We start from the raw sequence: 26363 nt of genomic DNA on the forward strand, positions 1-26363 counted from the left end.
TTCACAGGCTCACTTCCTCAGTTGCTTGGCGTTGGCGAACAGCGAAGCCATGGCGGCATTGGCCGGTGCAGGTTTTTCCTGGCCCGAATGGCGCTCGCTGCGTGGTGCATGACCCCCCTTGCCGCCACCCTGGCGACCGCCGCCACGTGGCCCTTCGACTTTCTCGCCTGGCGTGTCGCCCATGCGCATCGACAGGGCGATGCGGTTGCGCGGGATGTCCACTTCCATGACCTTGACCTTGACCACGTCACCGGCCTTGACCGCCTCGTGCGGGTCCTTGATGAACTTCTCGGACAGCGCCGAGATATGCACCAGACCGTCCTGGTGAACACCGATATCGACGAAGGCGCCGAAGTTGGTGACGTTGGTCACCACGCCTTCGAGGATCATGCCCAGCTCGAGATCCTTGAGGGTTTCCACGCCTTCCTGGAACTCGGCGGTCTTGAACTCGGGGCGCGGGTCGCGGCCGGGTTTTTCCAGTTCGCTGAGGATGTCGCCCACGGTCACCAGGCCGAAGGTCTCGTCGGTGAACTTCTTCGGGTCCAGGCGCTTGAGAAAGCCGGCATCACCGATCAGCGAGCGGATATCGCGGCCCGTGTCGACGGCGATTCGTTGCACCAGCGGATAGGTTTCCGGGTGAACCGCCGAGGCATCGAGCGGGTTTTCACCGTTCATGACGCGCAGGAAGCCGGCAGCCTGTTCGAACGTCTTGTCGCCGAGGCGTGGGACCTTTTTCAGGGCGTCACGGGTCTTGAACGCGCCGTGGGCATCGCGGTGAGCGACGATGTTCTGCGCCAGGGTCGCATTGAGGCCGGAGATACGGGCCAGCAGTGCGCTGGAGGCGGTGTTGACGTCCACGCCGACGGCGTTCACGCAGTCTTCCACCACGGCGTCGAGGCTGCGAGCCAGCTTCAGCTGGGAGACATCGTGCTGGTACTGGCCCACGCCGATGGATTTCGGGTCGATCTTCACCAGTTCGGCCAGTGGGTCCTGCAGGCGACGGGCGATGGAGACGGCTCCGCGCAGGGATACGTCGAGGTCCGGGAACTCTCTGGCAGCCAGCTCGGAGGCGGAATACACCGATGCACCGGCTTCGCTGACCATGATCTTGGTCATCTTCAGGCCTGGGTATTTCTTGATCAGTTCGATGGCCAGCTTGTCGGTCTCGCGGCTGGCGGTGCCGTTGCCGATGGCGATCAGGTCGACGCCATGCTTGGCGCACAGTCTGGCGAGCACGTTGAGGGTGCCGTCCCAGTCATTGCGCGGTGCGTGGGGGTAGACGGTGGCGGTATCCAGTACCTTGCCGGTGGCGTCGACCACGGCGACCTTGCAGCCTGTGCGCAGGCCCGGGTCGAGGCCCAGGGTCGCACGCGGGCCAGCCGGAGCGGCCAGCAGCAGGTCATGCAGGTTGCGGGCGAAGACGCTGATGGCTTCATCTTCGGCGCCCTCACGCAGTTCGCCCAGCAGGTCGGTTTCCAGGTGGGTGTAGAGCTTGACCTTCCAGGTCCAGCGCACCACTTCGCCCAACCATTTGTCGGCGGCGCGGCCCTGGTTGGAGATGCCGAAACGCTCGGCGATCATGCCTTCGCACGGATGCAGGGTGCCCGGCAGTTCTTCGCCGACCTTGAGGCTGGCGCTGAGAATGCCCTCGTTGCGGCCACGGAAAATGGCCAGGGCGCGGTGCGACGGGGCGCCCTTGAACTTCTCGTCATGCTCGAAGTAGTCGCGGAACTTGGCGCCTTCCGCTTCCTTGCCGGCGATCACCCGGGCGCTCAGGGTGGCGTTGTCCTTGAGGTAGCCGCGCAGATTGCTGAGCAGGCTGGCGTCCTCGGCAAAGCGTTCCATGAGGATGTACTTGGCGCCCTCGAGCACCGCCTTGGTGTCGGCGAAGCCCTTCTCGGCATCGATGAAGCGCACGGCTTCGGTTTCCGGGGTCAGGTTCTGGTCATTGAACAATGCGTCCGCCAGCTCGCCAAGGCCGGCTTCCAGAGCGATCTGGCCTTTGGTGCGACGCTTCTGCTTGTACGGCAGGTAAAGATCTTCCAGGCGGGTCTTGGTGTCGGCGAGATTGATTTCGCGGGTCAGCTCCGGAGTCAGCTTGCCCTGTTCCTCGATGCTGGCGAGGATGCTGGCGCGGCGATCGTCGAGTTCGCGCAGGTAGCGCAGCCGCTCCTCCAGATTGCGCAGCTGGGTATCGTCGAGACTGCCGGTGACTTCCTTGCGGTAGCGTGCGATGAACGGCACGGTGGAGCCTTCGTCGAGCAGTGCGACAGCGGCGGCGACTTGTTGCGGGCGTACGCCCAGTTCTTCGGCGATACGGTTGTTGATGCTGAGCATAGAAGGAAAAATCCACCCTGGAACTACGAAAACCGGCCTCGCTCATGATCGGCCGGACGATAAAGCGGCGCATTATAGCCCCGCAAAGATGCGCTCAGGTCACCGACATGAGCAGCCGTGAGACCATTAAAGGAAACGAAGTGCGCCAAGGGCAGCGAAAAATCTGCTAACAATGGACAATACGTGGTCTATACGGCCTCTGAGCCATAATGCCGCGTTGAAGTCGGGCGCGTCGCGTCGCGGATTCTCGATCAAGGAGCCCCTATGAGCAGCACTGCAGCACAACCGGTCGAAGGTGAGAAAATCCTGATTGTCGACGACGATGCCCGTCTGCGGCGTCTGCTCGAACGTTTCTTCGACGAGCAAGGCTACCGCGTACGTGCGGTGGAGAACGTCGAGCAGATGGATCGCCTGCTGTCGCGCGAACTGTTCAACCTGGTGGTACTCGACCTGATGCTGCCAGGAGAAGACGGCATGAGTGCCTGTCGACGCCTGCGTGCCTCGAACAATCAGGTGCCGATCATCATGCTCACCGCCAAGGGCGACGAGGGCAGCCGTATTCAGGGCCTGGAACTGGGTGCTGACGATTACCTGGCCAAGCCGTTCAACCCGCGCGAGTTGCTGGCGCGGATCAAGGCCGTGCTGCGTCGTCAGGCACCAGTGGTGCCAGGTGCACCGGGCAGCGAGGACGAGAGCGTCACCTTTGGCGAGTATGAACTGTCGCTGGCGACACGGGAGCTGAAGAAGGGCGATGAAGTGCACATGCTCACCACCGGTGAGTTCGCCGTGCTCAAGGCGCTGGTGCAGCACGCCCGCGAGCCGTTGACCCGCGACAAGCTGATGAACCTGGCGCGCGGTCGCGAGTGGGATGCGCTGGAGCGGTCCATCGACGTGCAGATTTCCCGTCTGCGTCGGTTGATCGAGCCGGACCCTTCCAAACCACGTTATATCCAGACCGTCTGGGGCGTGGGCTACGTGTTCGTGCCGGACGGCAACAAGTAACGGTTCGGCGGCAAAACCTATCTAGGAGCCAGCGTGCTGGCGATCCTTGCATCCCGATCGCCAGTTAGCTGACACCTACGGATTGTGTGTTCTCCATGAAAGCCCCGCTGTGGTTCCCGCAAAGCTTCTTCTCGCGCACTCTCTGGTTGGTGCTGATCGTCGTGCTGTTCTCCAAGGCGCTGACCCTCGTCTATCTGATGATGAACGAGGACGTGCTGGTCGACCGTCAGTACAGCCACGGTGCTGCGTTGACGCTGCGCGCTTACTGGGCGGCTGATCCGGAGGACCGAAACAATATCGCCGAGGCGGCTGGCCTCAAGCGGGTGCCACGTACCGAGGTGCCTGCCAGCGAAGAGCACTGGCCCTACAGTGAAATATTCCAGCGGCAGATGCAGTCCGAACTCGGCCCCGATACCGAAACCCGGGTACGTGCCAAGAGTCCGCCTGCCTTGTGGGTGCACGCCCCTACGTTGGGCGATGACTGGTTGCGGGTGCCGCTCTACCCGCATCCGCTGCGCGGCCAGCGTATCTGGAGCGTACTGGGCTGGTTCCTCGGTATCGGCCTGCTGTCCACCGCAGCGGCGTGGATTTTCGTGCGCCAGCTCAGCGCGCCGCTCAAGCGCCTGGTGTTCGCCGCCCGGCAGTTCGGTCAGGGGCGTAGCGTGCGGCTGCCGGTCAGCGACACGCCGAGCGAGATGGCCGAGGTGTACCGTGCCTTCAACCAGATGGCCGAGGATGTCGAGCAGGCCGGCCGTGAGCGCGAACTGATGCTGGCAGGGGTGTCTCACGACCTGCGCACGCCGCTGACGCGACTGCGTCTGTCGCTGGAGTTTCTCGATCACGACTCCGAACTGACCGAAGACATGGTGCGCGATATCGAGGATATGGATGCCATTCTCGATCAGTTCCTGGCATTCATCCGCGATGGCCGTGACGAGCCGGTGGAGGAGTTGAATCTGCCCGAGCTGATCCGCGAAGTGGTGACGCCTTACAACCAGAAACAGGAGCAGGTCAGCCTGTTTCTCGAGGCGGTGCCCGCATTCCCGCTGCGCCGCGTGTCGATCAAGCGGCTGATCGTCAACCTTATCGAGAACGCCCTGCGCTATGGCGGCGGTGCCGTGGAGATCGTTCTCTCGGTGGCCGATGATCACAGTGCACCCTACGTGGTACTCAGCGTGATGGACCGCGGTACCGGCATCGACCCGAGCGAGCTTGGCAACATCGTCAACCCGTTCATCCGAGGCGACCGGGCGCGTGGGGGGCAGGGGGCAGGGCTCGGCCTGGCTATCGTCAAACGCATCGCCTCGTTGCATGGCGGCAGCGTCGAGCTGCGCAACCGTACCGGTGGCGGGCTGGAAGCGCGAATCTGTCTGCCGCTGGGGCTGCTGCTGCCGCGCGACGCGGCGTGATTTTCGGCTAGGCTTTATTTCGAGGCAGGCAGCTGCCCAGTTGGTTCCGGCTGATTTATGCTGTGCTGGCGTATCGATATGAGGTCTGCATGCCCCCCACTTCCGAGCGCCTGCCGTTCTGGACATGGTGGTTGCCGCTTCCGGCGTTCCATCTGGCCACGCTGCTTTCCCTGACCACTCAATTCCAGGGTGGTATAGCGATCCTTTATCTGCCTTTTGCCTTGGGACTGGTGCTGACTCTCTGGTGGGGACCCCGCGTGCTGGTGGGGTTGTACGCCAATGCGATGCTCAGCGCTCCGCTCTGGGGGCTCGACTGGCATTGGGCGCCGGTGCATGCGTTGCCGGAGACGCTGGGGGTCGCGTTCTGTTACCTGGCGTTGCGCTGGCGGCCATTCGACGCGGCGTTACCGGATATCAGTCACTTGCTGCGTTTCATCCTGCTGGGCGTATTGGTGCCGACGGCGATCACCTGTCTGGCGCTGCTCGGCAGTTTGCTGCTGCTCCGTGGCCTGTCCGCACAGGGGGCGCCACAGGTAGCTCTGTCGCTCTGGTTGGCTGACAGCCTGACCGCTCTGGTGATCTCCATTCCGTTGCTGACCTACGTCACGCCCTGGTTGCGTCGCCGGGGCTGGTCGGTGAGCGTCGAGGGCATTTCAGCGCCGCTGCAGCAGGTGCCAGAAGTCCTGCGTGCTCTGCCGTCCAGGTCTGTTTTGCTGCTTCTGCTGGTGTGTTTACCGGTACTCCTTGAGCTTCTGCCACTCAGTCTGAAGCTGCCCCTCATTGGTTTGGTCATGCTCAGCCTGGCGTTGGTCTGGGGGTTTGCCGGTGCCTTGTGTGGCGCGGCGATGAGCGTGCTGAGCATTCTGGCATTGCCGTGGTTTCACGGCGTGGCCGCTAATTCGAGCTGGATCGAACCGCAGCGGTTGGAACTGCACTTCAGCATTCTGTTGCTCACGCTGGCGGCGCTTCTGGTCGGTCGCAGCCTCAGCGATCTGCGCCTGGCTCTTAGCCGTAGCGATGCGATGCAGCGACAATTGGCGCTCGCCAACCTGGCGCTGGACGCCAGCCCGCTCGCCGTGGTGATCGCTGATGCCAGGCGCGAGGATTTGCCGCTGATTTACTGCAACCCCTCGTTCGAGCGTATCACCGGCCATGACGATCAAGGCAGCCTCGGGCTTGGCCTGCGCCGGTTGCTGCGCGATGAACAGCGCCCTGAAGAGATGCGGGTGCTGGAAACGGCCATTCGCCGTGGTGCCCCGGGTAATGCGGTGCTGCGTTTGCAACGCAAGGACGGTCAGCCCTTCTGGAGCGAAGTGATTCTGGCGCCGATGCATGATGAGTCGGGCCTCAGTCATTTCATCGTCATGCAGCAGGATGTCAGTGCCCGCGAACGGCTGGCGCAGGAGGTAGCCCGCCAGCGCGAGGAATTGCTTCAGCAAAGCCACCTATTCAGCCAGACGGAAGACATCGCCAGCCTGGGTGGTTGGGTGCTCAACCTGCACGACATGAGCATGTATTGGAGCGCGGGCTGCTTCAAGATCTATGAGCTGGATCCGCGCAACGCTACGCTCACCTTCGAAGAGTCGGTGGGTCAGTTCGATGCGGCCGGCCAGGCACTGGCTTATCAGACGCTGCAAAAGATGATCGAGGGTGACGAGCGTTTCGATCTCGAAGTGAAGGTAACGACCTTTCTTGGCAAGACACGCTGGATTCGCCTGCGTGGCGCAGCCGAGCGCGATGGCACGGAATTGGTTCGCTTGTATGGCGCCGTTCAGGACATCACCACGCGACGCCGTACCGAACAGCAACTGCGCGAGCGCGATGATCGCCTGCGGCTGTTCTTCGAAGCGCCGCTGATCGGCATGGCGTTGATCACTCCCACCTTTGGCTGGGAAGAGGTCAACCTCAAACTGTGCGGCATCCTTGGGCGCAGCCGCGAGCAGTTGCTGGCGTGCAGTTGGGAAACCATCAGCCTCCCTGAGGATCTCGAAATTGAGCACCTGCTGCTCGACGATGTGCTGCAAGGCTCTCGCGAAGGCTTCGAGCGCGATCGGCGCTTCATTCGCCCCGACGGTGCGGAGGTGCATACGCGCCTCAACCTGCGTGCCGTGCGACGCGGCAACGGCCGCGTCAGCATGTTCCTTCTGCTGGTCGAGGACATCAGTGCGCGCTTCGAGGCCGAAGCCCGCTACCGCACCATTGTCGAGCATGCCCCCGAAGCCATCCTGCTCTACACCAGAGATGGCGGGATGGTCGACTTCAACGAGAACGCCCTGCGCATGTTCGCCTGTCGTCGCGAGGATCTGCTCAGCCGCCGGCCGTTCGAACTCAGCCCCTTGTTGCAGCCCAATGGGGCGCTGTCCGCCCAGGCCGGCAGGGTGTACGTCGAGGCAGCCCTGCAGGGCGATGCACCGGTGTTCGAATGGACCCACCGCGACAGCAGCGGGCGTCATTTTCCCTGTGAGGTAAGCCTGGTGCGCCTGCCAGGCGAGCCCGCGCTGATTCGCTGCAGCATCTCCGACATATCCGAGCGCCAGCGTTACCAGCGCGAGATCGAACGCCTGGCCTACAGTGATGAGCTGACCGGGTTGCCCAACCGCCGTCTGTTGCTCGATCGCCTGCAGCACGCCATGGACCGGGAAATGCGCGACGGCAGTCTGGGTGCTCTGCTGTTCATCGACCTCGACCATTTCAAGACCGTCAACGACAGCCTCGGCCACCTGGTGGGCGACAGCCTGTTGCGTGAAGTGACAGCCCGTCTGGCAGGCCAGCTTCGCGCCGAAGACACCCTGGCGCGCATGGGCGGCGATGAATTCGTCGTGCTGCTCGAGGCCCTGGACGCCAACCCGCAGTTGGCAGGGGAACAGGCTGCCCTAACCGCGGAGAGACTGCTCAAGAGCCTGGAGGGAACCTGCCTGATCGAGGGGCACGAGCTGGCGGTCAGCGCCAGTATCGGCATCGCTCTGCATCCATTCGGCGAGCAGAACGCTGCCGATGTGCTGAAGCAGGCGGATACCGCCATGTACCGGGCCAAGCAGGCCGGCCGCAATGCCCTGCATTTCTTCGCGCCGGAAATGCAGGCAGCCATCGATCAACGCCTGCAATTGCAGGGTGAGTTGCGCCAGGCGATCGTTCGCAATCAGCTGTACCTGGCCTTTCAGCCGCAATTGCGGCTCGACGATGGGCAGGTCATCGGCGCGGAAGTGCTGGTGCGCTGGGCGCACCCGGAGCGCGGTGAAGTGATGCCAGGCCAGTTCATCCCATTGGCCGAGGAAACCGGGCTGATCAAGGAGATCGGTAACTGGGTGCTGGAGCAGGCTTGCGCTACCTTGCAGCGCTGGCTGCCGGAGTGTCCGCAGTTGGTGCTGGCGGTGAACCTCAGCCCGCGCGAACTGCGCAGCCGCGGTTGCGTTGCCCGTGTCAGCAGTTGCCTGCAGCGTCATGCGGTGCCGGCTGCCGCGCTCGAACTGGAAATCACCGAGGGTGTGCTGCTCGAGGATGTCGAGCAGTGCATCGCCAACATGCAGGCGCTGAAGGCCTTGGGCGTGCGCTTCTCCATCGACGACTTCGGCACCGGTTACTCGTCACTGACCTACCTCAAGCGGCTGCCACTGGATCGCCTGAAAATCGACCGCAGTTTCACCCAGGATCTCGGTGTCGGTGAGATCGGCAGTAATACCCTGCTGGTCGAGACCATCCTGATGATTGCCCGTAACCTCGATCTGGAGTGCGTGGCCGAAGGCATCGAAACGCCTGAGCAGCTCGAACACCTCAAGGCACTGGGCTGCGAGTTCGGCCAGGGCTATCTGTTGGGTAAACCGATGGCCGAGGCGGATTTCCGCGCCTGGATAGAGCGGTCGTCAGCCTGAACTACCAGCTCAGGCGTTGCCCCTGCAGCGTGCCCGGTCGCCCATAGGGCCAGGCGAAGTTGGCGTCGCCATGGCCGCTGGGTAGGTCGCCATACAGCGGGATATCGAACGGCGCGAGGTATTCGCCGATGATTTCCTCGATGCTGTGCTGCACGCCACGCCGCGGACAATCGGTGAAACTGCCCAGGCACACCGCTGCCGGGCGTCGTTCGCCGAAACTTTCGAACAGTTGCCAGAAACTGCGCTCCAGGCGGTAGTAGGGCTCGCCGACGTCTTCGAGGATGAGGATGGCATCGGTCGGCAACTGCATGCCCGCGATGGTGCCGCAGCCGCTGGCCAGGGCCGTGAGGTTGCCGCCAACCAGGGGCCCCTGGACGGCAGAGGCAGGGCCACTGATGTGTCTTGCCGGCAGCGAATGGCTGCGACTCTGCAGCAGATCCCAGAGCGAGCGCATGGAGGCCAGGCGTTCATGCTGCCCGCTCGGAGCCGACAGTGCCTGCAGGCCAAGGGCTGTGGTTACCGGGCCATGGATGGCGGGCAGCCCGTTGCGGCCGAACGCGTCGAGCAGCAGCGACAGGTCGGAGTAGCCGATCAATGGGCGCGGGCTGGCGCGCTGCAGCAAAGCCCAGTCAACGCCGGGCAGCAGTTGCGCGCAGCCATAGCCGCCGCGCAGGCACCAGACGGCGTCGATATCCGGCAGGCTGAACGCTTCGTGCAAGTCGTCCAGGCGCTGCGCCTGCGTGCCGGCCAGGTAGCGATGGCGAGCGCGCACATTGCGGCCCAGGTGATAGTCGATGCCCTGCACCTCGAGCTGTGCCAGAGTCGCGTCGAAGACCTCGTCGGCGATCGCCGAGGCAGGAGCGATGAGGGCCAGGCGGCCCGTGAATGCTTTATTCATCCTTTGCCCTTGGTGCGCGTCAGGTTGGGGCCGCCGTTCTTTTCCAGAAACTGGATGATCATCCCGGCGACGTCCTTGCCGGTGGTCACCTCGATGCCCTCCAGGCCTGGCGAGGAATTGACTTCCATCACCAGCGGACCATGGTTGGAGCGCAGAATATCGACCCCGGCCACCGACAGGCCCATGACCTTGGCAGCGCGGATGGCGGTCATGCGTTCTTCCGGGGTGATCTTGATCAGGCTGGCGGTGCCGCCGCGGTGCAGGTTGGAGCGGAACTCACCGGGTTTGGCCTGGCGCTTCATCGCCGCGATGACCTTGTCGCCAACCACGAAGCAGCGGATATCGGCGCCGCCGGCTTCCTTGATGTACTCCTGGACCATGATGTTCTGCTTGAGGCCCATGAAGGCCTCGATCACCGACTCGGCGGCCTTTTCCGTTTCACAAAGGACCACGCCGATGCCCTGGGTGCCTTCCAGCACCTTGATCACCAGTGGGGCGCCATTGACCATGTCGATCAGGTCGGGAATGTCGTCCGGCGAGTGGGCGAAGCCGGTTACCGGCAGACCGATGCCGCGGCGCGACAGCAACTGCAGCGAACGCAGCTTGTCCCGCGAGCGGGCGATGGCCACCGATTCGTTGAGTGGCACCACGCCCATCATCTCGAACTGGCGCAATACTGCGCAGCCGTAGAAGGTCACCGAGGCGCCGATGCGCGGGATCACCGCGTCGAAGCCTTCCAGCGGTTTGCCGCGGTAGTGGATCTGCGGCTTGTGGCTGGCGATGTTCATGTAGGCACGAAGGGTGTCGATCACCACCATTTCATGGCCGCGCTGCTGCCCGGCTTCGACCAGGCGGCGGGTGGAATACAGGCGCGGATTGCGCGACAGCACAGCGATTTTCATTGGGCACCGCTCGGGTCGGGAAGCACGGGTTTGTCTTGTACGTAAGTGAGCGCCGGGTTGACCACCAGGTGGCCATCCACCAGCGCCTTGGAACCGAGCAACATGCGATAGCGCATGGTCTTGCGGCTGGCCAGCGTGAACTCCACCGGCCACGATAGATCGCCGAGCATCAGGCTGGTGCGGATCACGTAGCGGCTCTGCGCCAGGCCGTTGGAACTCTTGATGCTCTTGTAGGCCACCAAGCGCGCTTCGCAGCGATGGCGACGCTGTACCTGGGTGCCGATATAGGCAGTGAATCTGACCCAGCGTTCGCCGTCTCGTTCGAACGGTTGGATATCGCTGGCATGCAGGCTCGACGTGCTGGCGCCGGTGTCGATTTTGGCCCGCAGGCCGATGATACCCAGCTCCGGCAGGTTGACCCATTCGCGCAGGCCGATCACGTTGAGGTGGTCGAATGTCTTCAAGAAAGGCTTCCGTTGCGGCTGAGATCTGGCTCTAGGGCGCTCATGGTACTGAAAATGAGCGCTCGTGCGCGCCTGTCAGTGAGTCGAATTCGCGGCGGGCCAAGCCTGCTCCGCAATCGTCGGCAAGCCCATGAACAGCGGCTTGGCGAACAGGTAACCCTGCATCAGGTCGATCCCGGCACAGGCCAGAAAGTCTCTTTCGCCGGCCGTCTCGATACCTTCCGCGATCACTTGAACACCGAGGTCACGGCAGATGGCGATGATGCCCCGCACGATGGCCTGGCGAGCCTTGTCCTGATCTACGCTGCGGATCAGCGCCATGTCCAGTTTGATCAAGTCGGGCTGGAAGTCGGCCAGCAGGGTGAGGCCTGAATGGCCGGCGCCAAAATCGTCGATCGCGGTCTTGAATCCGAACTCCTGATACTGACGCAGGATGTGTGTCAGGTGCTTGCTGTCGCGCATGTGGTCGCTTTCCAGCGTTTCGAAAATAAGCTTGTCCAACGGGAAGTTGTGCTGGCGTGCCGCTTCCAGGGTGCTGCGAATGCACAACTCCGGGCGGTAGACGGCATTGGGCAGAAAGTTGATCGACAGGTAGGTGTCCATGCCTAATTGCATCGCCTCGGCGATTGCCTGGGTGCGACAGCGCTGGTCGAACCGGTAGCGATTATCGTCGTTGACCCGCTCCAGCACGCTCATCGCGCCTTCGCCCGCCGTACCGCGAACCAGTGCTTCATGGGCGAACACCTGCCGGGTGCGAACGTCGACGATGGGCTGGAAAGCGAAATGAAAGTCGAAATCCAGTGGCGGGCTGCTCTGGCAGCCGCGACATTTTTCGGGATGGGTAAGATCGCTGGGGAAGTGGGTCACTGCTGCTCCGATATAGCGTTTGCACGATCAATGCTTGTGTCCGTATGACAATATGGACAGGCTGATGTGGCAGCGAAATTGTGATGGCAATTCAATCAACGGTGAGGTGATGGTGGCAAAGCAGGATGCCGATGACAAGGTACGCTTGGACAAGTGGCTGTGGGCCGCGCGCTTCTTCAAGACGCGTGCGCTGGCCAAGGCGGCGATCGAAGGCGGCAAGGTGCATTGTCGTGGTGAGCGCTGCAAGCCGGGCAAGGAGCCGAAGGTAGGCGAGGAGTACGTGATTCGCACCGGTTTCGAGGAACGTACGGTGATCGTGCAGGCGCTGTCGGTGGTGCGCCGTGGCGCACCGGAGGCGCAGACGCTGTATGCCGAGACCGGCGAGAGCATCGTGCGACGTGAGCTGGCTGCCGAACAGCGCAAGGCTGGCGCCCTTGGCGTACAGACCGAGGGGCGACCCAGCAAGAAGCAGCGGCGGCAGTTGTTCTACCTGCGCGGCGGTTCGGGCGACTGGGTGGAGTAGCCGCCAGCGATCACACTGAGTGAGCGCAGCACGGGCGCCTTTGCCAGGCTGCGCATCAGTGGCGAGGTCAGGCGCTCGATGGCGGCACTGGCGCGCGAGGCCAGCGGTGTATAGCAGCTCCAGGCGATACCCAGCACACTGAGCAGCACGCCGCCGACCAGGGCATCCGCGCCCCAGTGCGCCCCGGCCACCAGACGCGGCAGCATGCCGATCACCGCCACCGTCCAGACCAGCGCACGGCGCCAGCCGCTGACGAAGAAGCTGCAGAACATCGCCCAGATCATCAGCACCGAGGCGTGGTCACCGGGGAAACTGCGACTGGCGCTGTCCTTCAGGTCCCAGCGTTCCTCCCAGGCCGGGAACATTTCGGTGAGCCGTGCGCTGCCTTCCACCAGCAGCGAGGGACTGGCGTGTTGCCAGTTCATGTACTCGACGAGGTCGGCGAACAGCACGCGCATCAGCAGCATGACGGTCAGCGCCACCAGAAAGGCATAGAAGCCGGTACGCACCTGTGAGGCCGGAAATATGAGGCCGGCGCGCAGCATGATCGCCAACATCACCAGGCCTACGCCGGCGTCCACCGGACGCATGCTGCCGATGGCCCAGATGTGCGCCCACAGGCCGGCGGCATGCACCGGGTCGTTGAGCAGGTGGAACAGCCACAGGTCGAACTGATTCCAGTAAGTACGAGTCACCGGCCACAGCCAGCTGGCGAACAGCAGGGCGATGAGCAGATGGCTGATGATCAGCGCGCGAGGGCGCCATCGGGCATTTGAACTGAGGTGCATGGCGTGAGGGCTTTCGAGGAAAACCGCCGATTCTAGGCAGCCTGGGCGCGACCTTGGTGGCTTTCAGGCTCTCGTTCAGCCTTCGTTCAGCGGAGCGCGCCTCAGCCGTTCTTCGCATTCAGCTTGGTCGGCGCCGCGTTTGCGCCTAAAATTGCCGGCCTCCAGGCCAGGGGCGCCGTCCGCTGGTCTGCTACGCATCCTTGAGCAGGCGACTCGTTATGTCCGACTTCACCCAACGCTTTCTTTTCGACGACACCGATGTGCGCGGTGAACTGGTCGGGCTGTCCGGCAGCTATCAGCAGGTGCTGGCCAAGCACGACTACCCGCGTCCCGTTGCGCAACTGCTCGGCGAATTGCTGGCTGCAGCGTCGCTGCTGGTCGGTACGCTGAAGTTCGATGGCTTGCTGGTGCTGCAAGTGCGCTCCGAAGGGCCGGTGCCACTGCTTATGGTGGAATGCTCGAGTGACGGTGAGGTACGCGGCATTGCCCGCTACGAAGCCGAGCGCATCGCCGATGGTGATGGTCTGCTGCAATTGATGCCCGAGGGGGTGATGGCCATGACGGTGGATCCGAAACAGGGTCAGCGCTATCAGGGCATCGTTTCTCTCGATGGCGACACGCTGGCCGACTGCCTGACCAACTATTTCGCTACCTCCGAGCAACTGGCCACGCGCTTCTGGCTGTGTGCCGACGGCCTGCGTGCTCGCGGCTTCCTGTTGCAGCAACTGCCTGCCGATCGTCTTACCGATGACGAAGAGCGCGCCGCCAGCTGGGAGCACCTGGTGACCCTCGCCGACACCCTGCAAAACGAGGAATTACTGGGTCTGGACAACGAAACCCTGCTGCATCGTCTCTACCATCAGGAGGCGGTTCGCCTGTTCGATCCACGCCTTATCCAGTTCCGTTGTAGCTGCTCTCGTGAACGCTCGGCCAAAGCGCTGGTCAGTTTAGGGCAGGCCGATGCCGAGCTGCTGCTCGGCGAGCACCACGGCCGCGTGGAAATCGACTGCCAATTCTGCAACGAGCGCTATGGCTTCGATGCCGCCGACATCGCCCAGCTGTTTGCCGGTGGAGGCAGTCAGCAGCCCTCTGACACCCGTCATTGAGGGCCGCTAGCAACGCGCAGCGTGTCCGGATTGGGGGGGCTGCCCTCGCAGTTCCCTTTTCTGGCATAATCCGCGCACTTTTTTAGCTGTAGTCCTGCCTCGTGCATGACTACAAAACGTTTGGAAGACTCGGCCGTTCGGCCGACGGGGACTCACATGACGCAAGCCAACAACGCTGTGTACACCGACATCAGCACTGCTCAACTGGTCGAAGAAGCCCTTCGTCGCGGTGAAGGTGAACTGGCGTCCACTGGTGCTCTGGTTGTACGCACCGGCCACCGTACCGGGCGTTCTCCGGTCGATCGTTTCATCGTCGACGAGCCGAGCACGTCGGCCGATATCGGCTGGGGCCCGATCAACCGCAAGTTCCCGGCTGACAAGTTCGATGCCCTGTGGGATCGCGTTCAGGCGTTCTCCGACGCCCAGGACAGCTTCGTTTCCCACGTCCATGTAGGTTCCGCCGAAGCTCACTACCTGCCCGTCAAGATGACCACTGCCACGGCCTGGCAGAATCTCTTCGGCCGTCAGCTGTTCATCGAGCCGACCCAGTACAACCCGTCCGCCAAGCAGGAATGGCAAGTACTCAACGTGGCCAACTTCGAATGCGTGCCTGAGCGTGATGGCACCAACTCCGACGGCTGCGTGATCATCAACTTCGCCCAGAAGAAAGTGCTGATCGCCGGCATGCGTTACGCCGGTGAAATGAAGAAAGCCATGTTCAGCGTGCAGAACTTCCTGCTGCCGGCTGCCGACGTGCTGCCGATGCACTGCGCTGCCAACATCGGCGAAGAGGGCGATGTCACCCTGTTCTTCGGTCTGTCCGGCACCGGCAAGACCACCCTGTCCGCCGACGAGAGCCGTTACCTGATCGGTGACGACGAGCACGGCTGGGGCACCGGTGTGGTGTTCAACATCGAAGGCGGTTGCTATGCCAAGTGCATCGACCTGTCCGAGAAGAACGAGCCGGTCATCTGGAAAGCCATCAAGTTCGGTACCGTGCTGGAAAACGTGGTGCTCGACGAGCAGCGCGCGCCGGACTACACCGACGACAGCCTGACCCAGAACAGCCGCGCCGCCTACCCGCTGGAATTCGTCGAGAAGCGCAGCGAGAAGAACCTCGGTGGCGAGCCGAATGCAGTGATCTTCCTGACCTGCGACCTGACTGGCGTGCTGCCACCGGTGTCGATCCTCAACGAAGAGCAGGCGGCCTATCACTTCCTGTCCGGTTACACCGCCCTGGTCGGTTCTACCGAAATGGGTTCGGGCCCTGGCATCAAGTCGACCTTCTCCACCTGCTTCGGCGCACCGTTCTTCCCGCGCCCGGCTGGCGTTTACGCCGAGCTGCTGATCAAGCGCATCCAGGCGTTCGGCTCCAAGGTCTATCTGGTCAACACCGGCTGGACTGGCGGTGGCTATGGCGTCGGCAAGCGTTTCAACATCCCGACCACCCGTGGCGTGATTGCAGCCATTCAGAGCGGCGCGCTGATCGGTACCGAAACCGAGCAACTGCCGATCATCAACCTGAGCGTGCCGAAGGCCGTTCCGGGCGTCGAGACCAACCTGCTCAACCCGCGCAACACCTGGGCTGACAAGAACGCCTACGACGAGGCCGCCAAAGGCCTGGCCAAGCTGTTCATCGACAACTTCACCAAGTTCGATGTCAGCGATGCCATCAAGAGCGCCGGCCCGCAGCTGTAAGCTCGCCACGTTCTGACAAAGCCGCCCTCGGGCGGCTTTGTCATTTATGGCTGGCGCGGTCTGTAAAACGTTTCCCATACACGCTACGGTTATTGGCCATCAGGCGGTCAATGGAGTGACAGCACATGCCCAGTACCCTCGAACGTGTCTTCGGTTTCAGCCAACTGCGTCCCGGCCAGGAAGCGGTGATCAGCGCCGTGCTTGCCGGCCGCTCGGCTGCGGCGATCTTTCCCACCGGCTCGGGCAAGTCCCTGTGCTACCAGTTGCCGGCATTGCATTTGCCGCACCTGACTCTGGTGGTTTCGCCGCTGCTGGCCCTGATGCAGGATCAACTCGCCTTTCTGCATCGGCACGGCATCAGTGCGGCCAGCATCGATTCGGCGCAAAGCCGCGAGCAGGTCAGCGAAACCATGGGCAAGGCCAAGTCCGGCGAGCTGAAGATCCTGATGATTTCGGTCGAGCGCCTGAAGAACGAGCGGTTTCGCAACTTCATCGCCGGCGTGCCGATTTCCCTGCTGGTGGTCGACGAGGCTCACTGCATTTCCGAGTGGGGCCACAACTTTCGTCCGGACTACCTGAAACTGCCGGATTATCAACGCCAGTTCGCTATCGCTCAGGTGCTCCTGCTCACCGCCACGGCGACGCCGCCAGTGATCGCGGACATGCAGAAGAAGTTCGCCATCGCGGCGGATGACGTGGTCACCACCGGTTTCTATCGGCCCAACCTGAATCTGCTGGTCGAGCCCGTGGCCGGCCGTGACAAGCAGCGACGCCTGCAGCAGTGGCTGGGTGCCAGGAAGGGCGAGCCGAGCATCGTCTACGTCACTCAGCAGAAGACCGCGGAGCAGGTCGCCGAGCAGCTCGCTCAGCATGGGCTGTCCGTCAGTGCCTACCATGCCGGTATGGGGCATGAGGTCCGTGAGGCGATCCAGCGCCGCTTCATGGCGGGTGAGCTGGGTTGCATCGTCGCGACCATCGCTTTCGGCATGGGCATCGACAAGCGTGACATCCGCAACGTGGTGCATTTCGATTTGCCCAAGTCGGTGGAGAACTACAGCCAGGAGATCGGCCGCGCCGGGCGCGACGGTGAATCCTCCGACTGCCTGGTACTGGCCAACCGCGACAGCCTCAACGTGCTGGAGAACTTCGTCTACGGCGATACGCCGGAGCGTGGTGGCATCGTCAGGGTGCTCGAGGAGATTCGCGACAACGCCAGTGGCGACCAGTGGGAAATGACCATCAATGCGCTGAGCGATCAGAGCAATATCCGCCAGTTGCCGCTCAAGACGCTGCTCGTGCAACTCGAGCTGCGCGGCATCATCGCGCCGCGTTATGCCTACTTCGCCGAATACCGTTTCAAGTACCTGATCGAACCCGAGGCCTTGCTGGCGCGCTTCGAAGGGGAGCGACGGCAGTTCGTCGAGGCCATCGTCAACGCCTCGACGCGGGCGAGAACCTGGTGCACGGTGGACTTCGAGGCCCTGTATCGCGGCCATCAGGCCGAGCGCGCGCGGGTCGTCAAGGCGCTGGACTTCTTTCAGGAACGTGGCTGGATCGAGCTGGAAAGCAAGCAGATGACCGATGTCTATGCCGTGCTGCAGGGCTTCGACACCCAGGCCCTGGCGGACGAGCTGCACGGTTATTTCCTCGCCCAGGAAGGCAGCGAAATCCGTCGCATCCAGGCCATGCTCGAATTGTTCGCCAGTGAGCAGTGCCTGAGCCATCGCCTGGCGGTGTACTTCGGTGACGAGCGCGCGCCACGGCAGTGCGGCCACTGCTCGGTCTGTCGCGGCCAGGTCGCCCGCTTGCCCGAGCCTCCATCACTGGTGCCACTGGCCGGTCGTGATCGTGGCTCGCTGTGTGGTGCGTTCATCGGCAAGTACCAAAGCGTCCGCGGTGGTGAATTGCCCAGTAACGAATGTCTGGCGCGCTTTCTGTGCGGCATCAGCGTGCCGCTGTTCACCCGCCTCAAGGCCCGGCAGATCAGTGGTTTCGCGGAGTTGGAGGACTATCCGTACAGCGAGGTCAGGGCCTGGTTGAGCGCAGGTTGAGCCGGCTGCCGAGATACGCCTCGCCCGAGTAGGCCATACTGCAACGCTTCGACCCCGAGAGCGTTGCCATGTCCCTTCCTCTGCCGCAGCGCGTGGCCCGCGCGATCAATGCACAGCCTGGTGAGCTGGCAGCCGCTCTGGCGGGCTTCGCACTGTTTTTCTGCCTGTTCTGCGGCTACTTCATGCTGCGGCCGATCCGGGAGTCCATGGGTATTCAGGCCGGTGTGGAGAATCTGCAGTGGCTGTTCACCGCCACCTTCGTGGTCATGTTGCTGGCCGTGCCGTTGTTCGCCTGGCTCAACTCCAGGGTGCCACGCATCCATTTCATCGATTGGGTCTACGGCTTCTTCTGTCTCAACCTGCTGGCTTTCGCCGTGGCGTTCAGTGTCATGGCCGAGAGTCTGTGGACGGCGCGGGTGTTCTACGTGTGGATATCGGTCTACAACCTGTTCGTGGTGTCCGTGGCCTGGAGCCTGATGGCCGACGTGTTCGATTCGCCGCAGGCCAAGCGGTTGTTCGCCTTCATCGCCGCGGGTGCCAGCGTCGGTGGCCTGGCCGGCCCGGCGCTCAGTGCGCTGCTGGTCGGCACTGTCGGTGCCAGTGGCCTGGCGTTGCTGGCGGCGTTGCTGCTGGCCGGAGCCTTGGCGCTCAAGCATTTCCTGATGGGCTGGCGCGAGCGCGCCGGAGCAGGGCGGCCGGGCGCCAGTCAGGCAGAAAATCCACGGCGACCGGTGGCAGGCAATCCGTTCAGCGGCATGACGCGGGTGTTCCAGTCCTCCTACCTGCTGGGGATATCCGCCTTCGTCATCCTGCTTGCCACGGTCACCACCTTTCTGTACTTCGAGCAGGCGCGGCTGGTGGCCGAGCTGTTCCCGGACCGTGACGAGCAGGTGCGGGTGTTCGGGCTGATCGACTTCGTGGTGCAGGCTGGAGCGCTGCTGGCACAGTTGTTCATCACCGGTCGGGTCGCTCAGCGCCTGGGCGTGCGCGCGTTGCTGGCGGCGGTGCCGGTGCTGATGTGCGTGGGCTTTCTCGCGTTGGCCATGGCGCCAACCTTCGCCGTGCTGGCGGGGTTGATGATCGTGCGGCGCATCGGTGAATACGCGTTCGTGCGGCCTGGGCGGGAAATGCTCTTCGCGCCGCTGGATGCCGAGAGCAAGTACAAGGCCAAGAACTTCATCGATACCGTGGTCTATCGCGGTGGTGATGCGGTCAGCGGCTGGGCGAAAAGCCTGATCGACATGCTCGGCTACGGCGTGGCGCTGATCGCGGTGATCGGAGCGCTATGCGCGGCCATTTGGGGGCTCCTCGGCTGGTACCTGGGCGGGCGTGCCGATCGTGGTGAAACCGGTGTGCAGACGCCGCCCGAGGGCAGCGAGGCTCCGCTCAAAGGTTGATCAGTTCGCGCGCCTCGGCGAAGCAGGCTTCGGCCAGCGCCGAGCGTGGGGCGCTGCGGCGCATGATCAGCCCCAGTGGCGCCAGGGTATGGGCGTCTTCGATGGGCGTCAGCACCAGCTCATTGGTGAATTCGGCAAGGCCATTGCGCAGCGGCATGATCGAGCAGCACAGGCCGGCGCTGACGGCCTGCAGCAATTGGTGAACGGCATCGGTTTCCAGCTTCGGCAGGGGCGTCAGTCCCCGTGAGCGGAAGCTGTGGTCGATCGACTGGCGGAAATGCATGCCGGCAGACAGCAGCCCCAGAGGCAGGTCGATCAGGCTTTCCCAGCGCAGCGTGGTTTCCGCGAACTGGAAGTGGCGCCGGTCGTACAGCAGTCCCATGCGTGTCGCAGCCAGCTCCAGGCTGTCGAAGTGCTCACGGTCGAGACGGTCGAGGTAAGACAGCCCGAGGTCGAGCTGATTGCTGCCCAGACGTTCGAGAATCTGGTCGCTGCTCAACGCGAACAGCTGGAAGCGCAGCCCGGGATGCTGCTCGGCGAACAGTTGCACCAGGTCCATCGGGTCGAAGCCGGACAGCGGCACCACGCCGAGGCGCAGGGTGCCGACCAGCTGACCGCGACAGGCAGCCGCCTCGGCGTACAGCCCGTCGTGAGCGGCCATCAGGCTACGGGCCCAGGCGAGGATGCGTTCACCCTCCGCGCTGAAGCCCTCGAAGCGCTGCCCGCGGCGCACCAGCTCCAGCCCCAGCTCGTCTTCCAGATTGCGCAGGCGCATCGACAGCGTTGGCTGCGTCACGTGGCAGCGCGCGGCAGCCTGGCCGAAGTGGCGGGTCTCGTCGAGGGCGATCAGAAACTTGAGCTGCTTGATATCCATGGGCGCTTCGTCGGGGCTTGGGCAGCGCTGGCGAAGCGCGTGGAGAGCGCCCTTATCGAGGGCGCTGACGCAATTCTAGCAGTGCAATCAGGAGTGGACGGTGTCGTCTTCAGGCTGGGCCTGGCGCTCGCCCACCCAGTATTCGATCAGGTCGCGCAACTGTGACATTTCCACCGGCTTGGCCATGTGACCGTCCATGCCGACCAGCCGTGCGCGCTCCTTGTGTTCGTTGAGGATGTGCGCGGTAAGCGCGACAACCGGCGTGCGCTGGCGGCGCTCGGCGATTTCCCAGGCGCGCAGCTGTTCGGTTGCAGAGAAGCCATCGAGCACCGGCATTTCGCAGTCCATCAATACCAGATCGTAGCGCTGTGCCTTCATCGCGTTGAGGGCTTCCTCGCCGTTGCTGGCCGTGTCGGGCTGCACATTGAGCTTGCCGAGCATGCCGCGAATCACCTTGGTGGAAATGCTGTTGTCCTCGGCGACCAGTATGCGGAAGTCGTCGGGCACCACCAGCGTCGTGGTGCTGGCACTGGTGCTGGGTACCTGGCCATGTTGCCGTTGGGCCAGCTCGTCGGCCAGGGTCGCCTTGAGGGTGTAGCCTGCCACCGGCTTGGCGAGGATGCGCTTGATGCCGGCATTGCGCGCGATGATCTTGCTTGGCGCATGGCTGATGCCGGTGAGCATGATGATCAGGATATCGTTGTTGAGGCTCGGGTCTTCCTTGATCTTCGCCGCCAGTTGCATGCCGCTCATGCCGGGCATTTCCTGATCGAGCAGCACCACGTCGAAGTATTCGCGCATGTGCGCCTTGGTGCGCAGCAGCGCCAGCGCCTCCTTGCCCGAGGGTACGCTGCTGACGTTCATGCCCCAGGCATTGCACTGTTGCAGCAGCACCTTGCGGCAGGTGTCGTTGTCGTCCACCACCAGCAGGCGGGTGCCTTGCAGGGTGCCGTCGATATCGGTACCCGGCTGCTGCAGGCGGGCGTTGTCCAGTGGCAGGGTCAGCCACAGGGTCGAGCCCTGATTGCCGCCGCTCTGGATGCCGAACTCGCCACCCATCAGGCGGATCAGCTGACGGGCGATGATCAGGCCCAGGCGCCCCCCCAGGCGCGTGGCCGACAGGAAGTCACGGCTCTGCAGCTCGGTGTTGAGCAGCGCTTCGCGCTCGCTGGCGTTGAGCGGGTGCCCGCTGTCCTGCACGGCGAAGCGCAGGCGCGGTTGTTCGCCGCTGGTATCGAGCGCCACCACCAGGAGAATCTCGCCCTCGCTGGTCTGCTTGAAGGCGTTGTCGAGCAGGCTCAGCAAGGTCTGGCGCAGGCGCGTCGGGTCGCCGCTGACGATCCTTGGCACCTGGGGCTGGATGAAACTGATCAGCTCGATCTTCTGCAGCTCTGCCTTGGCGCGGAAGATGTCCAGGCAGTCCTCGGTCAGGGCGTTGAGGTCGAACTGCACGTCGTCCAGTTCGATCTGCCCGGACTCCAGTTTGGAGATGTCGAGAATCTCGTTGATCAGGTTGAGCAGCTCGTTGCCGGAGCTGTGAATGGTCTGCACGTAGTCGCGTTGTTTCGCCGACAGCGGTGTGCCTAGCAGCAGCTCGGTCATGCCCAGCACCCCGTTCATGGGCGTGCGGATCTCGTGGCTGATCTTGGCCAGGAACTCGGCCTTGGCCTTGAGTTCCGCATCATTGGCGGCCAGTGCCGTGCGTGCTCGCGAGGCCGCACGCTGCAGCTGGCGCTGATGTTCGGCCAGCGCGGCGCTGAGCACCACGCCGCTGAGCGTGGCGATGGTGAACACCCCGGTAACCAGCCAGCCAGGGTCGAGCTGGTTGAAACCGAGCAGAACGGGGATGAACAGCCCGAAGCCAACGTTGAACACCACCATGCCACTGACGATCAGCCGTGCCGACTGGTAACCGTTATGCCAGTGCACGCCGCTGACCAACAGTACGCTCAGGGTGCCCAGCAACACCATCAGATACACCAGGGCGCTGTACCAGAGCAGGCCGGTGATCAGAATGGTCAGGCCCAGCGCCAGGGTCAGCAGCGCATGGCCCTGCAGCAGCCAGTTGAGCTTGCTGCGCTGCATCGGCGTACTGCGAAAGAAGCCGAGGGCGAAGGCTGACAGGCAGAACGCGGCGATCAGTGCGCTGATATCGGCGATCAGCGACTGGTTGTACCCCAGGCGCGGCACCCAGACCGCGAGCATGCCCAGGTTGGCCGCCGCACAGGTTGCCAGGCCTGCGTGCAGCCCGGCCAGCCAGAGGCTGCAGGCCGAGCGCGCGTAGGCGAAGCGGATCAGGTTGTAGACCACCACCAGCAGCAGGGCGCCGAGCAGGGCGCCAAACAGGTAGGCGGGTTTTTCCAGGCTGACCAGTTCGCTCTCGTCGATGACCTTGAACCAGGCCATCAGCGGATGGTTGGAGGTCATCCGCACATAGACTTCCCGCGCCTGGCCGTCATTGGGCAGGGACATCAGGTAAGCGCGCGAAGGCAGTGGTCGCGAATTCAGCGGCATCGACTCGCCGGTGTGCACGCTCTGCTCGATCTGGGTGCCCTGCAGCAGGTAGTAATCGAGGAACTGCACACGCGGAGCGAACACCCATAGCCAGTACGGTGCCTGATGTTCGGGCACGTCGAAGCGCAGCCAGACGGCTTTCTGACTGGGTGGATAGGTGAAGGCGAGGTTATCGAGGGGGAGGAACTGACTGCGCCGCTCGCGCACGTCATCGAGATCCATCTGCGCGCTTTCGTCGACGAAAACCGACCAGCCGGTCGCATAGGGTGTCGAGACTCGCTGCGCCGCGCTGCTCGAAAAGCAGACACCGGCCAACAGCAGGCTGACGAGTAAACCTATGGCGATCCTGAGCCGTCGCACGTGGCAATCCCTTTGAGGTTATACGCTGAATTATAGCCCGCCGTGGTGGCGCAGACTATGACACGGAGACGCTATCCTGACAGCCAGGGCTCGCCGACGATCCGCGAGCCTCGGGGTATTGCCGACAGGCGGCATCGATTGATGCCGCCGTCTTGTTACATCAGTTTTCGCCACGCTCGCGAGCGATCGCGCGATAGCCGATGTCGTTGCGGTGGAACATGCCGTTCCAGCGAATCTTCTCGGCCAGGCGGTAGGCCTGCTGCTGGGCGTCGGCAACGCTGGCGCCGATGGCCGTGGCGCAGAGCACGCGGCCGCCAGCCGTGACGATCTGGCCGTCCTTCAGCGTGGTACCAGCGTGGAACACCTTGCCTTCGAGCGCAGCGGCGTCGTCCAGGCCTTCGATCACGTCGCCCTTGGCGTAGTCGCCAGGGTAGCCGCCTGCAGCCAGAACGACGCCGACGGTTGGGCGTGGATCCCAGCGCGCTTCGACCTTGTCCAGTGCCTTGGCCAGGGCCGCCTCAACCAGCAGCACCAGGGAGGACTCCAGGCGAACCATGATCGGCTGGGTTTCCGGGTCGCCAAAGCGGCAGTTGAATTCGATGACCTTGGGCTTGCCAGCCTTGTCGATCATCAGGCCCGCATACAGGAAACCAGTATAGACATTGCCTTCGGCTGCCATGCCGCGCACGGTCGGGTAGATGACTTCGTCCATCACGCGCTTGTGAACGTCGGCGGTAACTACCGGCGCGGGCGAGTAAGCACCCATGCCGCCGGTGTTCGGGCCACTGTCGGCGTCGCCAACGCGCTTGTGGTCCTGGCTGGTGGCCATCGGCAGCACGTTCTCGCCGTCGACCATGACGATGAAGCTGGCCTCTTCGCCGTCGAGGAATTCCTCGATCACGACGCGCGAACCGGCTTCGCCAAAGGCATTGCCGGCGAGCATGTCGCGCACGGCATCTTCGGCTTCCTGCAGGGTCATGGCGACGATCACGCCTTTGCCGGCAGCCAGGCCGTCGGCCTTGATCACGATCGGTGCGCCTTTTTCACGCAGGTAGGCCAGGGCAGGCTCCACTTCGGTGAAGTTCTGGTAGTCGGCGGTAGGGATGTTCTGGCGCGCCAGGAAATCCTTGGTGAAGGCCTTGGAGCCTTCCAGTTGGGCGGCTGCGGCGGTGGGGCCGAAGATATCCAGCTTGCGGGTACGGAACAGATCGACCACGCCTTTGACCAGCGGGGCTTCCGGGCCGACGATGGTCAGCTGTACGTTTTGCTCGGCGAAATCGGCCAGCGCCTGAATGTCCAGGACGTCGATGGCGACGTTCTCGCATTTGGCTTCGGTGGCGGTGCCGGCGTTGCCCGGGGCGATGAAGACTTTCTCGACACGCTTGTCCTGCGCCACTTTCCAGGCCAGGGCGTGTTCACGACCGCCGCTGCCGATGATCAATACGTTCATGTCTCTCTCCCTATGGAGGCGGGCCTTGAGCCCGCGCGGTGGATAAGCGAAGCGTTATCCACCCTACGAATTGCGAGGCTGCGATGAAGCCGGTAGATGCCAGGCGCCCTGGGTTTCGACAAGCGGAGTTGCCTGGTGGCAATGAGCATGGCGAAACCCGGGGCAACGAGGCAGATGCCGGTTTCAGTGCGGCCGATTTAGTGTCTAAAGTGGCGCATGCCGGTGAACACCATGGCAATACCCGCTTCATCGGCGGCGGCGATCACTTCGTTGTCGCGCATCGAACCGCCTGGCTGGATCACCGCGGTGATGCCGGCCTTGGCGGCATTGTCGATGCCGTCGCGGAACGGGAAGAAGGCGTCGGAGGCCATCACCGCGCCTGGAACCGGCAGGCCGGCGTGTTCAGCCTTGATGGCGGCGATGCGCGCGGAGTTGACGCGGCTCATCTGGCCGGCGCCGACGCCGACGGTCTGGCGATTCTTGGCATAGACGATGGCGTTGGATTTGACGAACTTGGCTACTTTCCAGGCGAAGATCAGGTCATGTACTTCCTGCTCGCTCGGTGCGCGCTGGGTGACGATCTTCAGATCAGCGGCAGTGATCATGCCGATATCGCGGCTCTGCACCAGCAGGCCACCGTTGACGCGCTTGAAGTCCCAGCCAGCAGCACGCTCGGCCGGCCATTCGCCGCACTCGAGCAGGCGCACGTTGGCTTTGGCGGCGACCACTTCACGGGCAGCAGCGCTGATTTTCGGGGCGATGATCACTTCGACGAACTGGCGCTCGACGATGGCCTTGGCGGTTTCGCCATCCAGCTCTCGGTTGAAGGCGATGATGCCGCCGAATGCCGACTCGGTGTCGGTGGCATAGGCCAGGTCGTAGGCCTTGCGGATACCGCCTTCGTTTTCCGGCACCACGGCAACGCCGCAGGGGTTGGCGTGCTTGACGATCACGCAGGCCGGCTTGACGAAGCTCTTCACGCATTCCAGCGCAGCGTCGGTATCCGCCACGTTGTTGAACGACAGTTCCTTACCCTGCAACTGAACGGCAGTGGCCACGCAGGCTTCGTCGGCATGCTCGACGTAGAAGGCGGCTTTCTGGTGCGGGTTCTCACCGTAGCGCATGTCCTGCGCCTTGATGAATTGCGTGTTGAAGGTGCGCGGGAACAGGTTGCGGTCGGCAGTGCTCAGGGTGTCGCGACTCTGTTCGATGGTGCCCAGGTAGTTGGCGATCATGCCGTCATAGGCAGCGGTGTGCTCGAAGGCTTTCAGGGCCAGGTCGAAGCGCTGGGCGTAGCTCAGACCACCGGCCTTCAGGGACTCGACGATCGCGGCGTAGTCACCGGCATTGACCACGATGGCCACGTCCTTGTGGTTCTTCGCAGCCGAACGCACCATGGTCGGGCCGCCGATATCGATGTTCTCGATGGCGTCGGCCAGGTCACAGCCAGGCTTGGCCACGGTGGCGGCGAAGGGGTACAGGTTGACGGCCACCAGGTCGATCGGCTTGATGCCGTGCTCGTCCATCACCGCACCATCGAGGGCGCGACGGCCAAGGATGCCGCCGTGGATCTTCGGGTGCAGGGTCTTCACCCGGCCGTCCATCATCTCCGGAAAACCGGTGTAATCGGCCACTTCCACTGCCGCCACGCCATTGTCCTTGAGCAGCTTGTAGGTGCCCCCGGTGGAGAGGATTTCCACGTTGAGGGCAACGAGCTCGCGGGCGAATTCGAGGATGCCGGTCTTGTCGGACACGCTGATCAGCGCGCGGCGGACGGGGAGGCGGGTGGTCTGGTCGGTCATTTCAGCGTCCATCAGAGCAGAGTATTAGCAAAAAAGGCGGCTTCGTTAGAGC

The 26363-nt window shown here is 63.3% G+C and carries 18 protein-coding genes; 8 read left to right on the forward strand and 10 right to left on the reverse strand.

Going from position 1 to position 26363, the window contains the following annotated elements:
* Positions 1-9: 9 nt before the first annotated feature.
* Positions 10-2337, reverse strand: coding sequence for a Tex family protein (locus QRN22_RS07735; RefSeq protein ID WP_042552332.1), 2328 nt, complete (start codon positions 2335-2337; stop codon positions 10-12).
* Between the two features lie 264 nt (positions 2338-2601).
* Between QRN22_RS07735 and ompR the strand changes: the two genes are divergently transcribed.
* The 3 genes from ompR to QRN22_RS07750 all read left to right on the forward strand — a co-directional run bounded on the left by ompR (position 2602) and on the right by QRN22_RS07750 (position 8617).
* Positions 2602-3339 (forward strand): osmolarity response regulator transcription factor OmpR, encoded by a 738-nt coding sequence (gene ompR / locus QRN22_RS07740; protein WP_179539750.1) that lies wholly within the window; start codon positions 2602-2604, stop codon positions 3337-3339.
* A gap of 95 nt (positions 3340-3434) precedes the next feature.
* Positions 3435-4748 (forward strand): ATP-binding protein, encoded by a 1314-nt coding sequence (locus QRN22_RS07745; protein WP_042554496.1) that lies wholly within the window; start codon positions 3435-3437, stop codon positions 4746-4748.
* An 89-nt stretch (positions 4749-4837) separates the two neighbouring features.
* Positions 4838-8617 carry a bifunctional diguanylate cyclase/phosphodiesterase gene (locus QRN22_RS07750; protein WP_042554497.1) on the forward strand — a complete coding sequence of 1260 codons (3780 nt, stop codon included), beginning with the start codon at positions 4838-4840 and terminating at the stop codon, positions 8615-8617.
* 1 nt (position 8618) lies between these two features.
* Here QRN22_RS07750 and QRN22_RS07755 read toward each other — a convergent pair whose 3' ends face one another.
* From QRN22_RS07755 to rimA, 4 genes are all read right to left on the reverse strand, one after another.
* Positions 8619-9515 (reverse strand): S66 peptidase family protein, encoded by an 897-nt coding sequence (locus tag QRN22_RS07755; protein WP_042554498.1) that lies wholly within the window; start codon positions 9513-9515, stop codon positions 8619-8621.
* Positions 9512-10417 (reverse strand): 30S ribosomal protein S6--L-glutamate ligase, encoded by a 906-nt coding sequence (gene rimK, locus QRN22_RS07760; RefSeq protein WP_042554499.1) that lies wholly within the window; start codon positions 10415-10417, stop codon positions 9512-9514. The genes QRN22_RS07755 and rimK overlap by 4 nt, the downstream gene beginning before the upstream one ends.
* Positions 10414-10881 carry a retropepsin-like aspartic endopeptidase RimB gene (rimB, locus tag QRN22_RS07765; RefSeq protein WP_042554500.1) on the reverse strand — a complete coding sequence of 156 codons (468 nt, stop codon included), beginning with the start codon at positions 10879-10881 and terminating at the stop codon, positions 10414-10416. Before rimB ends, rimK begins: the two co-directional genes overlap by 4 nt.
* A 75-nt stretch (positions 10882-10956) precedes the next feature.
* Entirely contained in the window at positions 10957-11748 is a 792-nt protein-coding gene (gene rimA, locus QRN22_RS07770) for a S6 modification regulatory phosphodiesterase RimA (RefSeq protein ID WP_042554501.1), read from the reverse strand.
* A 109-nt stretch (positions 11749-11857) separates the two neighbouring features.
* Between rimA and QRN22_RS07775 the strand changes: the two genes are divergently transcribed.
* A complete protein-coding gene (locus tag QRN22_RS07775; protein WP_042554525.1) occupies positions 11858-12271 on the forward strand; it encodes an RNA-binding S4 domain-containing protein in 414 nt (137 codons plus the stop codon).
* Here QRN22_RS07775 and QRN22_RS07780 read toward each other — a convergent pair.
* Entirely contained in the window at positions 12235-13059 is an 825-nt protein-coding gene (locus QRN22_RS07780; RefSeq protein WP_042554502.1) for a phosphatase PAP2 family protein, read from the reverse strand. The genes QRN22_RS07775 and QRN22_RS07780 overlap by 37 nt on opposite strands.
* Positions 13060-13277: 218 nt before the next feature.
* On the opposite strand from QRN22_RS07780, the gene hslO reads away from it, so the two are divergent.
* The 4 genes from hslO to QRN22_RS07800 all read left to right on the forward strand — a co-directional run bounded on the left by hslO (position 13278) and on the right by QRN22_RS07800 (position 19311).
* Positions 13278-14165 (forward strand): Hsp33 family molecular chaperone HslO, encoded by an 888-nt coding sequence (gene hslO / locus QRN22_RS07785; protein WP_042554503.1) that lies wholly within the window; start codon positions 13278-13280, stop codon positions 14163-14165.
* A gap of 156 nt (positions 14166-14321) precedes the next feature.
* A complete protein-coding gene (locus QRN22_RS07790; protein WP_042554504.1) occupies positions 14322-15863 on the forward strand; it encodes a phosphoenolpyruvate carboxykinase in 1542 nt (513 codons plus the stop codon).
* A 125-nt stretch (positions 15864-15988) separates the two neighbouring features.
* Positions 15989-17914 (forward strand): RecQ family ATP-dependent DNA helicase, encoded by a 1926-nt coding sequence (locus tag QRN22_RS07795; protein ID WP_042554505.1) that lies wholly within the window; start codon positions 15989-15991, stop codon positions 17912-17914.
* A gap of 68 nt (positions 17915-17982) precedes the next feature.
* Positions 17983-19311, forward strand: coding sequence for an NTP/NDP exchange transporter (locus QRN22_RS07800; protein WP_042554506.1), 1329 nt, complete (start codon positions 17983-17985; stop codon positions 19309-19311).
* On the opposite strand, the gene QRN22_RS07805 is transcribed toward QRN22_RS07800, so the two are convergent.
* The 4 genes from QRN22_RS07805 to purH all read right to left on the reverse strand — a co-directional run bounded on the left by QRN22_RS07805 (position 19301) and on the right by purH (position 26311).
* A complete protein-coding gene (locus QRN22_RS07805; protein ID WP_042554507.1) occupies positions 19301-20185 on the reverse strand; it encodes a LysR family transcriptional regulator in 885 nt (294 codons plus the stop codon). The two genes, QRN22_RS07800 and QRN22_RS07805, sit on opposite strands and share 11 nt — an antisense overlap.
* An 87-nt stretch (positions 20186-20272) precedes the next feature.
* Positions 20273-23059 carry a hybrid sensor histidine kinase/response regulator gene (locus QRN22_RS07810; RefSeq protein ID WP_042554508.1) on the reverse strand — a complete coding sequence of 929 codons (2787 nt, stop codon included), beginning with the start codon at positions 23057-23059 and terminating at the stop codon, positions 20273-20275.
* Between the two features lie 160 nt (positions 23060-23219).
* Positions 23220-24509, reverse strand: coding sequence for a phosphoribosylamine--glycine ligase (gene purD / locus QRN22_RS07815; protein ID WP_042554509.1), 1290 nt, complete (start codon positions 24507-24509; stop codon positions 23220-23222).
* A 197-nt stretch (positions 24510-24706) separates the two neighbouring features.
* The gene (gene purH, locus QRN22_RS07820) at positions 24707-26311 is read right to left on the reverse strand and encodes a bifunctional phosphoribosylaminoimidazolecarboxamide formyltransferase/IMP cyclohydrolase (RefSeq protein ID WP_042554526.1); all 1605 of its coding nucleotides are present in this window, start codon (positions 26309-26311) and stop codon (positions 24707-24709) included.
* Positions 26312-26363: the final 52 nt, after the last annotated feature.

This window comes from Pseudomonas sp. MEJ086 (assembly GCF_030209025.1).
Taxonomy (GTDB): Bacteria; Pseudomonadota; Gammaproteobacteria; order Pseudomonadales; family Pseudomonadaceae; genus Aquipseudomonas; species Aquipseudomonas fulva_A.

Coding starts and splice junctions, on each gene's coding strand:
- QRN22_RS07735 (WP_042552332.1), bottom strand. CDS start 2,337: ATGCTCAGCATCAACAACCGTATCGCCGAAGAACTGGGCGTACGCCCG.
- ompR (WP_179539750.1), top strand. CDS start 2,602: ATGAGCAGCACTGCAGCACAACCGGTCGAAGGTGAGAAAATCCTGATT.
- QRN22_RS07745 (WP_042554496.1), top strand. CDS start 3,435: ATGAAAGCCCCGCTGTGGTTCCCGCAAAGCTTCTTCTCGCGCACTCTC.
- QRN22_RS07750 (WP_042554497.1), top strand. CDS start 4,838: ATGCCCCCCACTTCCGAGCGCCTGCCGTTCTGGACATGGTGGTTGCCG.
- QRN22_RS07755 (WP_042554498.1), bottom strand. CDS start 9,515: ATGAATAAAGCATTCACGGGCCGCCTGGCCCTCATCGCTCCTGCCTCG.
- rimK (WP_042554499.1), bottom strand. CDS start 10,417: ATGAAAATCGCTGTGCTGTCGCGCAATCCGCGCCTGTATTCCACCCGC.
- QRN22_RS07775 (WP_042554525.1), top strand. CDS start 11,858: ATGGTGGCAAAGCAGGATGCCGATGACAAGGTACGCTTGGACAAGTGG.
- QRN22_RS07780 (WP_042554502.1), bottom strand. CDS start 13,059: ATGCACCTCAGTTCAAATGCCCGATGGCGCCCTCGCGCGCTGATCATC.
- hslO (WP_042554503.1), top strand. CDS start 13,278: ATGTCCGACTTCACCCAACGCTTTCTTTTCGACGACACCGATGTGCGC.
- QRN22_RS07790 (WP_042554504.1), top strand. CDS start 14,322: ATGACGCAAGCCAACAACGCTGTGTACACCGACATCAGCACTGCTCAA.
- QRN22_RS07795 (WP_042554505.1), top strand. CDS start 15,989: ATGCCCAGTACCCTCGAACGTGTCTTCGGTTTCAGCCAACTGCGTCCC.
- QRN22_RS07800 (WP_042554506.1), top strand. CDS start 17,983: ATGTCCCTTCCTCTGCCGCAGCGCGTGGCCCGCGCGATCAATGCACAG.
- QRN22_RS07805 (WP_042554507.1), bottom strand. CDS start 20,185: ATGGATATCAAGCAGCTCAAGTTTCTGATCGCCCTCGACGAGACCCGC.
- purD (WP_042554509.1), bottom strand. CDS start 24,509: ATGAACGTATTGATCATCGGCAGCGGCGGTCGTGAACACGCCCTGGCC.
- purH (WP_042554526.1), bottom strand. CDS start 26,311: ATGACCGACCAGACCACCCGCCTCCCCGTCCGCCGCGCGCTGATCAGC.